Consider the following 12,028-nt stretch of genomic DNA (forward strand, 5'->3'; position numbering starts at 1 on the left):
TCTGAATCTGGCGCTCAGGCCCAAACTCGTTTACTTTCGGCTCTGGAAACGCACAAAACCGCCTATAAGAACGCAAGACACGCATCCAGGGAGAAGACCACCATGGCCGATGGCGCAGGCAAGATTGATATCCGCAATTCCGTCAGTGAAGCCGAATGGAAGGCGCGCGTCGATCTCGCTGCGCTCTACCGTCTCACCGCGCTTTACGGCTGGGATGACATGATCTTCACCCACATTTCCCACCGCGTTCCTGGCCCGGAGCATCACTTCCTGATCAATCCCTATGGCTATTTCTTCGAGGAAATCACCGCTTCCTCGCTGGTGAAGGTCGATCTGGACGGCAACATCGTTCAGGAAACCGATGCGATGATCAATCCGGCTGGCTTCACCATCCATTCGGCCATCCATGCGGCCCGCGAAGATGCGCATGTCGTGATGCACGTCCATACAGATCAGGGCGTTGCTGTCTCGGCGCAGAAGGAAGGCCTCCTCCCGCTCAGCCAGACGGCCATGGTCGTGCGTGAAGATGTCGCTTATCATGATTATGAGGGCATCGCCCTTGATCTGGACGAGCGTGAGCGCCTGGTGCGCGACCTCGGCCCCAAGAAGCATTCGATGATCCTGCGCAACCACGGCACGCTGACCTGCGGCGCCACAGCGGCCATCACCTTCACCCGCATGTTCTTCCTGGAGCGCGCCTGTAACATGCAGATCATGGCGCTTTCGGCTGGACGCGACGGCGTGCTGGAGTGCGATGGCGGCCTCCAGCAGAAGGTGGCCGGGCAGGGCGGCATGACCGAACACAGCAACGGAATGTCCACCCTGACCGAAAAGCTCGTCTGGCCCGCGCTGCTGCGCAAGCTGGACCGGGATCTGCCCGGTTATGCCGCATAGGTATTTTTACGGGTTCGCCTAAATAGGTCGCCGGACTAAGCCTCCGGTACCCAATTAAGCATGGTCAGTCGCAGAGAGTTCAGAGCGCCATGAAGCATCTCAAAGCCTTCGAAGACGCCCTTGGCGCCATCCACAGTGAAGGACGCTACCGGGTTTTCATCGACCTGCACCGTCACAAGGGCCGTTTTCCGAAAGCCACCGCCCGGTTTGAGGATGGCGAGCGGGAAGTCACCATCTGGTGCTCGAACGACTATCTCGGCATGGGTCAGGATGATGATGTCATCAATTCCATGCACGAAGCCATCGACAGCTTCGGCGCTGGCTCGGGCGGCACCCGCAACATCTCCGGCACCACCCGCTTCCACGTCGATCTGGAGCGCGAACTGGCAGATCTGCACGGCAAGGAATCGGCGCTGCTGTTCACCTCCGGCTATGTTTCGAACGACGCGACCCTGTCGACGCTCGGCAAGATCCTGCCCAACCTGATCATCTATTCCGATCAGCTGAACCACGCCTCGATGATCGAGGGCATCCGCCGCTCGGGCGCCGAATACCGCGTCTTCCGGCACAATGATGTCGACCATCTGCGCGCCCTGATTGAGAATGACGATGCAGACCGTCCCAAGCTGATCGCCTTCGAAAGCGTGTATTCGATGGATGGGGATTTCGGCCGGATGCAGGAAATCTGCGACCTCGCCGAGGAATTCAACGCGCTGACCTATCTCGACGAAGTCCATGCCGTTGGCCTTTACGGCCAGCAGGGCGCCGGTGTTGCCGAAATGCTTGGCCTGGGCGACCGGATCGACATCATCGAAGGCACGCTGGCCAAGGGGTATGGCGTGATGGGCGGCTATATCGCCAGCCACGCCACCGTGATCGATGCCATTCGCTCCATGGCGTCCGGCTTCATTTTCAGCACCTCTACCTGTCCGGTCATGGCGGCCGGTGCTCTCGCCAGCATCCGCAAGCTGCGCACCGATGAAGGCCGCCGTCTGCGCGCCGTCCACCAGGCCAAGGCGCTCGAGTTGAAGCAGAAGTTCCGCGATGCCGGCCTGCCGGTCATGGATTCGCCCTCCCACATCGTCCCGCTGCTGGTGGGGGATCCGGAGCGCTGCAAGGCCCTGTCCGACACGCTGCTCTTCGACTTCGGCATCTACGTCCAGCCGATCAACTATCCCACCGTCCCGCGGGGCACGGAGCGTCTGCGCTTCACGCCCAGCCCGGTGCATGATGAAGTGATGATGGATGAGCTGGTCGCCGCCATCCTCGCGGTCTGGAAACAGCTGGGGCTCGATAAGGCGGCCTGAGGGCGCAGCCTGTCCGAAATTGTCCGGTTTTGTCCGCGCGATGACCGGAAAACGCGTCAAGATGGCCCGGTTTTGCCGGGCCATTTGCTTGTAAAGTCAGCGTTTTTTGCCCAACCCAATTTGCTTGGCATGTTTGGAACGAAGTTTGGCATAATTCGGCGCCACCATCGGGTAATCGACCGGCAGGCCCCATTTGGCGCGGTATTCTTCCGGGGTCATGTCATAGCGCGTGCGCAGGTAGCGCTTCAGCATCTTCAGCTTCGCGCCGTCTTCCAGGCAGACCAGATATTCTGCCGTCACCGACTTGTTGACCGGAACCGCCGGCTCCAGCTGCACGACCGGGGCAGGGGCTGCAGATGAAAGACTGGTAATCGTCGCGTGAATACTTCTGATCAGCTCTGGAAGTTGTGCCGACTGAAGGGAATTATTCGCCACATACGATGAGACAATCTCAACCGTCATTTCCAAAGCGTCGATATCTTCCGGATCAGTCATTCGCCCACCCCATCCATCCTGTAATCGTTGCTGCGATTCTCGCAATTCTTAGCTTGTCTAAGTATAATCGCGATAGTCCGTAAAGTATCGAGCTAAATTTTTCATCGCAGCGGCGAGGTTTCTTCTATTCTAGTTGAAACTCTGCAGAACTTCGAGTCGCAGTTGCCCCGGTCGGCTGCACGGCGTAAACAGCGCCCAGACCGTCATATAGGAGGCTCCCCATGGCAGATTCGGCGCATGTTCCTGAAACGCTGGCTGGCGGATTCTTCTCGGCCGGTCTGGCTGAGCGCGATCCCGAGCTGGCAGCGGCCATGGCGAAGGAAGCCGCCCGCCAGCAGCATCAGATCGAGCTGATCGCTTCGGAGAACATCGTCTCCCGCGCCGTCCTTGAGGCGCAGGGCTCGATCCTCACCAACAAGTATGCCGAAGGCTATCCCGGCAAGCGCTACTATGGCGGCTGTGAATTCGTGGACATTGCCGAGGAACTGGCAATCGAGCGCGCCAAGAAGCTGTTCAATTGCGGCTTTGCCAACGTCCAGCCCAATTCCGGCAGCCAGGCCAATCAGGGCGTCTTCCAGGCGGTGCTGAAACCCGGCGACACCATCCTCGGCATGAGCCTCGCCGCGGGCGGCCACCTGACCCATGGCGCCAAGCCCAACCAGTCGGGCAAATGGTTCAACGCCGTCCAGTATGGTGTGCGTCCGGACGATCACCTGATCGACTTTGAAGAGGTCGAGCGCCTTGCCCGCGCCCACCGCCCGCAGATGATCATCGCCGGCGGCTCAGCCTATCCGCGCCAGATCGATTTCAAGCGTTTCCGTGAGATCGCCGATGATGTCGGCGCCATCTTCCTGGTCGACATGGCCCACTTTGCCGGCCTCGTTGCCGGCGGGGTCCACCCCAACCCGCTCGACCATTGCCACATCGCCACCACCACCACGCACAAGACCTTGCGCGGCCCGCGCGGCGGCATGATCCTGACAAATGACGAAGCGCTGGCGAAGAAAATCAACTCCGCAATTTTCCCCGGCATCCAGGGCGGACCGCTGATGCATGTCATCGCCGGCAAGGCAGTCGCCTTCGGTGAGGCGCTGATGCCCGAGTTCCAGGCCTATGCTGAACAGGTCGTCTCCAACGCCCGCGCCATGGCCGCAGCCTGCCGCACCGCTGGCCTCGACGTCGTCTCCGGCGGCACCGATACCCACCTCGCCCTGGTCGACCTGCGCCCGAAAGGCGTCACCGGCAAGGATGCCGAAGCCGCGCTCGAGCGCGCCTTCATCACCTGCAACAAGAACGGCATCCCGTTCGATCCCGCGCCGCCGACCGTCACCTCGGGCATCCGCGTTGGCTCGCCTGCGGGCACCACGCGCGGCTTCCGCGAGGCCGAGTTCATCCAGATCGGCACCTGGATTGGCGAAATCGTCGAAGCCCTCGCGGGCGGCAACAGCGAAGCTGTCGAAACGCGGGTCCGTGAAGAGGTGAAGGCGCTGACAGCGCGCTTCCCCATCTATGAGGGGCTGGGAGCCTGATCCGTCTTGCGGTGTCCATTCTGCGGTTCTGACAATACGTCCGTAAAAGACAGCCGAGCTGCTGAAGACGATACCGCTGTGCGCCGCCGCCGCGTCTGCGAAAGCTGCGGCGCGCGCTTCACCACATTCGAGCGGGTGCAGTTGCGCGAGATCATGGTGGTCAAGCGTGACAGCAAGCGCGTCCCGTTTGACCGGGAGCGGCTGGCCCGCTCCATCACAATCGCCCTGCGCAAGCGCCCGGTAGACCGCGAGCAGATCGACCAGATGGTTTCCGGCATCCTCCGCAAGCTGGAGAGCACTGGCGAGCAGGAAGTCACTTCCAACGATGTCGGCGAGCTGGCCATGGATGCCCTGAAACGGGTTGATCCGGTCGGCTATGTCCGCTTCGCCTCCGTTTACCGGGATTTCAAAGACCCGAGCGACTTCGCCCAGTTCATCGACAAGGCCGCCCTTGACGATGAAGACGAAGACGACGCGCCCGGAAAATGAAAAACCTCCGCATCACCCTGAAGATTGCGTCCTCTCTGGATGGGCGCATCGCGCTGGCCGATGGCACAAGCCAATGGATCACCTCCAGCGCATCGCGGGCGCGGGGCCACCAGATGCGCGCCGAAAATGACGCCATCATGGTCGGCATCGGCACCGTGCTGGCCGATGATCCGCTGCTGACGGCCCGCACCGTGCCGCTGCCCGCGCGCCAGCCGGTGCGCATCGTGGCGGACTCGCGCGGCCGTCTGCCGCCTGCGTCGCGTCTTGCCCAGTCCCTTGATCTTGGCCGGGTCGTTGCCGTCACCAGCGGTCAGGCCACCGAAACTGCCATCCCCGCCGGGGTCGACATCTGGCGCTGTGGCAATGGCGTGCGCATGGATGTGGCCGAATTTGTCCGCCGCGCTGAGGCCGAAGGCCTGCGCACGCTCCTCATCGAGGGTGGCAGCACGCTGGCCGCCACCTTCATCCGCGCCGGCTTCGTTGACGAAATCGCCTGGTTCCGCGCGCCCATCCTCATTGGCGGGGAAGGCCTTCCCGCCCTTGGCGCCCTCGGTCTCACGGATCTCAAATCTGCGACCCGCTGGCGCCCTATCGCAACGGAACGGATTGGGGATGACGTTCTCGACACTTATGTTCGCTCTGAGCAATAGGCCCCAGGATAAGAAATCATGTTTACTGGCCTCGTCACCGATGTCGGCACTGTCCGCAAAGCGGAGCACCGCAACGGCCTCACCCGGTTTGAAGTCGAAAGCGGCTATCCGCTTGCTGAAATTGCCATGGGTGCTTCCATCCTGCATTCCGGCGTCTGCCTGACCGTGGTGGACAAGGGGGAGGGCGCACGCGGCGCCTGGTTTGCGGTGGAGGCTGTGCCTGAAACCCTGTCGAAAACCATCCTCGGCGGCTGGCAGCAAGGCACGCGCGTCAACCTCGAACAGAGCCTGAAGCTTGGCGAGGAACTTGGCGGCCATTTCGTGTTCGGCCATGTGGACGGCGTCGGTGAGATCGTCTCGGTCGCGCCTGAGGGGCAGTCCTTCCGCGTCACCATTCGCCCGCCTGCCGCCATTGCGCGCTATTTCGCCACCAAGGGCTCCGCCGCGGTCGACGGCGTCTCGCTCACCGTGGCCGCTGCCTTGCCGAATGGCGACTTCCAGGTCGCCATCATCCCGCACACCTGGGAAGTCACCACCCTCAGCGCCCTCCAGGCCGGCACGAAGGTAAATCTCGAAATTGATATGCTTGCGCGCTATGTGGCCCGCATGATCGGCGCAGATGCGCCAAAGGGAGCTGAATAATGAGCAGCGAGTTCACCGCCGCCATCTCCTCGATTGAGGAAATCATCGAAGACGCCCGCAACGGGCGCATGTTCATCCTGGTCGATGCCGAAGACCGCGAGAATGAGGGCGACCTCATCATCCCGGCCACCTTCGCCACGCCGGAGGCCGTCAACTTCATGGCCAAGCATGGCCGCGGCCTCATCTGTCTCGCCATGACGCAGGAGCGCGCCCACACGCTCGCGCTGGACATGATGACCCGCAACAACCGCGAAAGCATGGGCACGGCCTTCACCGTCTCCATCGAAGCGAAGGAAGGCGTCACCACGGGTATTTCCGCACATGACCGTGCCCGGACGATTGCCGTCGCCATTGATCCGACCAAGGATCATGATGACATCGTCACCCCCGGCCACATCTTCCCGCTGATCGCCAAAGAAGGCGGCACGCTCGTCCGCGCCGGCCACACGGAGGCCGCTGTCGATATCTCCCGCATGGCCGGCCTTTTCCCGGCGGGCGTCATCTGCGAAATCATGAATGACGACGGCACCATGGCCCGCCTGCCGGAGCTGATCGCCTTCGCCCAGCTGCACAATCTCAAGATTGGCACCATCGCCGACCTGATCGCCTGGCGCCGTCAGAACGACCGCTTCCTGGAGCGCCGCATCGAGGCCCCGCTGGAATCCGATTATGGCAGCGGCTTCCGCACCGTCTGTTTCCGCAACACGATGGACAATTCCGAGCATATCGCCATCGTCCATGGCGACATCAAGCCGGATGCCACCACCCTCGTCCGCGTCCACCGCACAGACATCCTGGCCGACATTCTCGGTGAGAAGGGCCCCCGGTCCGGCCTCGTCTCCCGCGCCATGCGCCTGATCGCGAGCGATCCCAATCCGGGCGTCGTGGTCTTCGTCAACACAATGCAGCCGGGCTCTCTTGCAGAGCGTCTCGGCCTGAAATCCGCGGCCCCGCGTGATCCGTCCGCACCTCTCAGAGAGTACGGCATCGGGGCTCAGATCCTGCGCGAACTCGGCGTCCGACGCATGGTATACCTGTCCGATACACAGCCCACCCGCCTAGCAGGGCTTGACGGATACGGTCTGACAATAGAGGGCTGGCGCCGCCTGAACGAGGAGAACACCTGATGGCCGACCGCGTCCTCATCGCGATTTCGCGCTATTACAAGCATATCAGTGACGAGCTGGAAGCCGGGGCGATGGAAGTGCTCGAAGCTGCCGGCGCGAAGGTCACCGTCATGGAAGTGCCGGGCGCTTTTGAAATCCCCGGCCTGATCGCCATGTCGGCCGATTCCGGCCGGTTTGACGGCGCCGTGGCGCTGGGCTGCGTCATTCGCGGCGAAACCAGCCATTATGACTATGTCTGCGGCGAGAGCGCGCGCGGCCTCATGGACCTCATCGTCCAGCGCCGCCAGGCCATCGGCTATGGCATCCTCACCGTGGAAAACGAAGCGCAGGCCCTTGCCCGCGCAGATCGCAAGCGCAAGAACAAGGGCGCGGAAGCGGCCAATGCCTGCCTTGCCATGATTAAGTTCCGCAAAGAGCTGATCCGCTGATGACTCAGAAGATGCCCTTCGATGTCACACGCGCGCGCCGCGCCGGCGCGCGTCTTGCGGCTGTGCAGGCACTTTACGAAATGGAGCAGACGGAGAAATCCGCCCGCGCCACCATCCGCGACTTCATAGAAGACCGTCTGGGCATCGGCCCGGACGGCCTGCCCGTGGAGGAGGCGGATCCGGACCTTTTCAAATCCATCGTCAATGCCGTGGTCGAACATCAGGCGAAGATCGACACGGCAATCCTCGCGCGCCTCGCCGAAGGCTGGAAACTCACCCGCCTCGACGCCACTATGCGCGCCCTCCTGCGCGCCGGCGCGGCCGAATTCATCGCCCATCCGGAACTCTCCGACGCGGTGATCCTCGACGAATACGTCTCCCTCGCGCACGATTTCTTCGACGAAGGCGACGCGAAGTTTGCCAACGCCGTCCTGCAGAACATGGGCCGCGACCTGCGCAGCTGATAGCCTCCGCCTCAAACTCAACGCTCATCCTGAGCGAAGTCGAAGGATGGCCAGACAGAGCTGCCTCAAGCCCCGGCTCGTTCTTCGGCTTCGCTCATGATGAGCCGTCCGGGCAGCCAAATCTCCTCAGTATACGTCACCCCGTATCCGTAGGGCGGGTTAGCGAAATGCGTAACCCGCCAAGCTTCACCCCACCTCCCGCGCCCAGGCCCGCACATCCTCCACATAAATCTCCGGCGCTTCCATCGCGGCGAAATGCCCGCCGCGCGGCATGTCCGTCCACCGAACAATATTATACGCCCGGTCGGCCCAGCTTCTCGGCGGCGCCACGATGTAGCGCTCGCCGGGATAGCTCGCAAAAGCCGTCGGCGTTTCGCAGCGTTCGCCCTCGGGCAGGCCATTGCCGCCTTGCTGGAAGAGGGCATTATAATACCATACGCTCGTCGCAATCGCGTCATTCACCAGATAGATCATCACATTCGTCAGCAGCTGGTCGCGCGTGTAAACCTCAAACAGGCCGCGCTGCGTAAGATCGCTCCAGCCGTGAAACTTCTCCAGAATCCACGCCGCCGTCCCCATCGGTGAGTCCATCAGCGCCATCGCCAGCGTCTGCGGCTTGGTCGCCTGCTGCATGAGGTAGGCGCCTTCCATCTGCATCATCATCTGAGAATGCTGCAGCCACTGCGTTTCCTCCGCCGTCTGAGGAACCGCTGGCGTCGGCCGGAAGCCCATCATGTTGAGATGGATCGCCTTCGCCCCGCCCTTGCCATCGCGCAGCCCATGGTTCTTGCCAATCCAGGACGTGACCATCGAGCCCCAATCTCCGCCCTGCGCCAGATAGGTGGGGTAGCCCAGCACCTCCCGCATCAGCTTGTCCCACATTGCCGCCGTCGCCCGCTGGCCCAGCGGTGAGGCAGGCTTGCCCGAAAAGCCATAGCCGGGCAGGGACGGGATGATCAGGTCAAACGCATCTTCCGATTTCCCTCCGTGTTCGGATGGGTAGGCGAGCGGCCCGATCGCCTGCCAGAGCTCATAGATGCTGCCCGGCCAGCCATGGGTGATCAGCAGCGGGCGCTTGCCCTTCGCCTCGCCCACCACATGCACGAAATGGATCGGCAGCCCGTCCACCTCGGCGATGAACTGCGGCCAACGGTTCAGCTCTGCCTCCGCCGCCCGCCAGTCATACTGGTCCAGCCAGTAGCGCTGGATGTCCTGCATCACCGGTGTCGACATGCCATAGGCAAAGCCCTGCTCATTGGCCGGGGCAGGGAACCACTTATAGCGCGCCACGCCCGCCCGGATTTCGGCGAGCTTGGCATCCGGAACATTGACCTTGAACGGTGTCGGCACGGACATGGTATCTCCCCCTCATCTTGTTGACGGTGAGACTAGCGCACCCGCGCCCCCAGTCTAAGCCATCCCCCAGCGGCAGGCGCGCACCTTCGGAAAACGCAAAAAACTCCAACGCCGTTGGAGTTTTCGCCCTCGCCGTTGGAGGAATGGTTGGAGTTTTTTAGAGGTTTTTCAGACCGAAAAACTGGTCCCGCAACCGCAGGCGGCGGTGGCGTTCGGGTTCTTGATCTTGAACGCCGCGCCGATCAGTTCGGTCGAAAAATCGATCTCCGACCCCTGCAGGAACTCAAGGCTCATCTCGTCGATCAGCACACGTGCCCCGTCGCGTTCAATCACCAGATCGTCCGCATTGGCCGCAGGCGCGAAGTCAAACTTGTAGGAGAAGCCGGAACATCCGCCCCCCTCCACAGAGACGCGCAGAAAGGCGGCGCCGTCCTGTTTGGCGAGAATCGCGTTAATCCGCTTCGCAGCTGAAGCAGTCAGGGTCACATCCGGGGCAGTGGTCTCGGTCATGGGCATAAGATAAGGACGAATTCCTTGATGGAAAAGAGAGCCCCTTACGCAACACGTCACGAAGATAGCCGGGGGCGCTATTTTGAGGAGGCACCTTCGGCCACGCGGACCCCGTTCCAGCGGGACAGGGACCGGATTATCCACGCCACGGCCTTTCGCCGCCTGAAGCAGAAAACCCAGGTTTTTGTTGCCCATGAGGGTGATCACTTCCGCACGCGCCTGACGCACTCCCTTGAAGTTGCTCAGATTTCCCGGTCGATCGCGCGCACGTTGGGGCTGGATGAAGACCTCGCCGAAACCCTCGCCCTCAGCCATGATCTCGGCCATCCGCCGTTCGGCCATGCGGGGGAAGACCAGCTCGACGCCTGTATGGCGCCCTATGAAGGCTTTGATCACAATGCGCAGTCGCTGCGCATCGTCACCCGGCTGGAGCGCCGCTATCCCCTGTTCAACGGGTTGAATTTGACCTGGGAGACGCTGGAAGGGCTCGTCAAGCATAATGGCCCGCTGACCGGGCCGGACACCCCCATCACGGCCCTCCCCATTGCGTTCAGGGACTTTCCTCACCTCGAAGACTTGGAGCTCGACCAGTTTGCCGGCCCCGAAGCCCAGGTCGCGGCCCTGTCAGACGACATTGCCTACAACAACCACGACATCGACGATGGCATCGCCGCGGGCCTGTTCACTGTCGATGATCTGATGGAACTCCCTGTAGTTGGGGATATTTTTCGCGGTGTTCGGATGGAATACCGTGATCTGGACGACCGGATGGTCACCTATGAAGCTGTCCGCCGCCTGATTGGCCTGTGGATTAACGATCTGGTGGACGAGACCCGGTCCCGCGTCAAACGCCTCAAGCCCCAGTCTGCCGCCGAAGTGCGGGCGCTGGGCGAGCCGCTGATCGGCTTCTCTGAGGCCCTCGAAGGCCCGCAGCGCGCCCTGCGGACGTTCCTTTATTCCCGCATGTACAAGCATTACCGGGTCAACCGGATGCGCTCGAAGGCCAAGCGCGTGCTGGCAGACCTGTTCGAGGTGTTCCTGAACGAGCCGCAAACCCTGCCGCCGCCTTGGAACGCCGCCGCCATCAGGGAAGAAGGCATCGGCAGGGCCCGCATCGTGTGTGATTACATGGCGGGAATGACCGATACCTATGCCCTGGAAGAGTATCGCCGGCTGTTTGATACAAGCGCGCTTACCTAGCGGAAAAGGGCAGCGGGAAACGGCATTTCCACCGGGTGAAAGGGCCTCTCTTCAAGGCTCGTTAAGGAAGCTCCCTTAAAAATTAACCTACGTGAATGATTCCAAGGAGTTCTCCCATGAGCCGATCGGACATGGCAGGCCGTGAAAACCCGTTTGAAGACGACTATCGTGGCTTTGATGTGCGCGAGGATGAAGCCGCGCGCGGACCCCTTATCCTCACCCTTGCGATTGGCGTGCTGCTGATTTTCGGCGGCGTTGTCTGGAATACCTACCGGCAGGGCGTGCGCCCCGCCACCGATGGCCTGCCCAGCGTGATCGCCGAGGCCCAGCCCTTCAAACAGCTGCCCGCCGACCCCGGCGGCAATCCGGTGAAATACACCGACAAGCAGTTCTACGACGCCATGGACGCTTCGCAGCGGTCCGAAGCCGATATGAAGCTCGCCTCTGCCACCACGCCTGCAACTGGCGCCCTTGCGGGTGGCCCGCCGGCTGATCTGCGCCCGGTTCCATCCGAAACCCTGGCCGAAGAGGCCGTCACCGCGGCGCCTACGCCGCAGCCCCTGCCGGTCACGGATCTGCCTTTGCCGGGCTCGGAAGCCAAGCAGCCGATTTCGGCCGTCTCAATCAAGCCGCCGGAGCCCATCGCGCCGCTGTCCTCGCAAGCGCGCTTCACCTTCACCGAATCCGGGACTTTTCTGGTCCAGATCGCCGCCCTGCGCTCGGAAGAAGCAGCAGAAACTGCATGGCGGCGCGTGACCTCTTCGGCCCCGGAGCTGTATCATGGCGCCTCGAAGCGCATTCAGCGGGCAGACCTCGGCTCTGAAGGCGTTTTCTACCGCCTCCGTGTTGGCGCCTTCGCCGAACGGTCGGAAGCTGTCGCTTTCTGCGAGGCGATCAAGGAAACCGGGGCGAACTGCATCGTGGTGACGGGATAAAT

General features: G+C 62.2%; 14 protein-coding genes. 11 read left to right on the top strand and 3 right to left on the bottom strand.

From position 1 onward, the window contains the following. Window positions 1–102 precede the first annotated feature (102 nt). Both HPO_RS12505 and hemA read left to right on the top strand, forming a co-directional pair. Window positions 103–894, top strand: coding sequence for a class II aldolase/adducin family protein (locus tag HPO_RS12505; protein ID WP_035599314.1), 792 nt, complete (start codon window positions 103–105; stop codon window positions 892–894). A gap of 89 nt (window positions 895–983) precedes the next feature. Beyond that, window positions 984–2,201 carry a 5-aminolevulinate synthase gene (gene hemA, locus HPO_RS12510; RefSeq protein ID WP_035599317.1) on the top strand — a complete coding sequence of 406 codons (1,218 nt, stop codon included), beginning with the start codon at window positions 984–986 and terminating at the stop codon, window positions 2,199–2,201. Between the two features lie 96 nt (window positions 2,202–2,297). Here the strand turns inward: hemA and HPO_RS12515 are convergent, their stop codons facing one another. Beyond that, window positions 2,298–2,696: a Ros/MucR family transcriptional regulator gene (locus HPO_RS12515; protein WP_035599319.1), complete on the bottom strand. Its 399-nt coding sequence runs from the start codon at window positions 2,694–2,696 to the stop codon at window positions 2,298–2,300. A 221-nt stretch (window positions 2,697–2,917) separates the two neighbouring features. On the opposite strand from HPO_RS12515, the gene glyA reads away from it, so the two are divergent. Genes glyA through nusB form a run of 7 tightly spaced genes read left to right on the top strand, consistent with a single transcriptional unit; the run spans window position 2,918 to window position 8,025 of the window. Beyond that, the gene (gene glyA, locus HPO_RS12520) at window positions 2,918–4,225 is read left to right on the top strand and encodes a serine hydroxymethyltransferase (protein ID WP_051612589.1); all 1,308 of its coding nucleotides are present in this window, start codon (window positions 2,918–2,920) and stop codon (window positions 4,223–4,225) included. Window positions 4,226–4,231: 6 nt separating this feature from the next. Beyond that, complete coding sequence (gene nrdR, locus HPO_RS12525) at window positions 4,232–4,714, top strand: transcriptional regulator NrdR (RefSeq protein WP_035599322.1); 483 nt, start codon at window positions 4,232–4,234, stop codon at window positions 4,712–4,714. Continuing rightward, window positions 4,711–5,364: a RibD family protein gene (locus tag HPO_RS12530; RefSeq protein ID WP_035599325.1), complete on the top strand. Its 654-nt coding sequence runs from the start codon at window positions 4,711–4,713 to the stop codon at window positions 5,362–5,364. The genes nrdR and HPO_RS12530 overlap by 4 nt, the downstream gene beginning before the upstream one ends. An 18-nt stretch (window positions 5,365–5,382) precedes the next feature. Continuing rightward, complete coding sequence (locus HPO_RS12535) at window positions 5,383–6,006, top strand: riboflavin synthase (RefSeq protein ID WP_035599328.1); 624 nt, start codon at window positions 5,383–5,385, stop codon at window positions 6,004–6,006. After that, window positions 6,006–7,133: a 3,4-dihydroxy-2-butanone-4-phosphate synthase gene (ribB, locus tag HPO_RS12540; protein ID WP_035599330.1), complete on the top strand. Its 1,128-nt coding sequence runs from the start codon at window positions 6,006–6,008 to the stop codon at window positions 7,131–7,133. Before HPO_RS12535 ends, ribB begins: the two co-directional genes overlap by 1 nt. Continuing rightward, window positions 7,133–7,561 (top strand): 6,7-dimethyl-8-ribityllumazine synthase, encoded by a 429-nt coding sequence (gene ribH, locus HPO_RS12545; RefSeq protein ID WP_035599332.1) that lies wholly within the window; start codon window positions 7,133–7,135, stop codon window positions 7,559–7,561. The genes ribB and ribH overlap by 1 nt, the downstream gene beginning before the upstream one ends. Beyond that, window positions 7,561–8,025, top strand: a complete 465-nt coding sequence (gene nusB, locus HPO_RS12550) for a transcription antitermination factor NusB (protein WP_035599334.1) — start codon at window positions 7,561–7,563, stop codon at window positions 8,023–8,025. The genes ribH and nusB overlap by 1 nt, the downstream gene beginning before the upstream one ends. Window positions 8,026–8,211: 186 nt before the next feature. Here nusB and HPO_RS12555 read toward each other — a convergent pair whose 3' ends face one another. Then, a complete protein-coding gene (locus HPO_RS12555; RefSeq protein WP_084324310.1) occupies window positions 8,212–9,381 on the bottom strand; it encodes an epoxide hydrolase family protein in 1,170 nt (389 codons plus the stop codon). A gap of 168 nt (window positions 9,382–9,549) precedes the next feature. Continuing rightward, complete coding sequence (gene erpA, locus HPO_RS12560) at window positions 9,550–9,891, bottom strand: iron-sulfur cluster insertion protein ErpA (protein WP_035599528.1); 342 nt, start codon at window positions 9,889–9,891, stop codon at window positions 9,550–9,552. Between the two features lie 27 nt (window positions 9,892–9,918). Here erpA and HPO_RS12565 point away from each other — a divergent pair, with 27 nt between their 5' ends. Together HPO_RS12565 and HPO_RS12570 are read left to right on the top strand one after the other, a co-directional pair. Continuing rightward, on the top strand, window positions 9,919–11,091 hold the full coding sequence (locus HPO_RS12565; protein ID WP_035599337.1) for a deoxyguanosinetriphosphate triphosphohydrolase: 1,173 nt from the start codon (window positions 9,919–9,921) through the stop codon (window positions 11,089–11,091). 116 nt (window positions 11,092–11,207) lie between these two features. Next, window positions 11,208–12,026 (top strand): SPOR domain-containing protein, encoded by an 819-nt coding sequence (locus tag HPO_RS12570; protein WP_162174042.1) that lies wholly within the window; start codon window positions 11,208–11,210, stop codon window positions 12,024–12,026. Window positions 12,027–12,028: the final 2 nt, after the last annotated feature.

Origin of the sequence: Hyphomonas polymorpha PS728 (assembly GCF_000685315.1) — a bacterium.
GTDB lineage: Bacteria > Pseudomonadota > Alphaproteobacteria > Caulobacterales > Hyphomonadaceae > Hyphomonas > Hyphomonas polymorpha.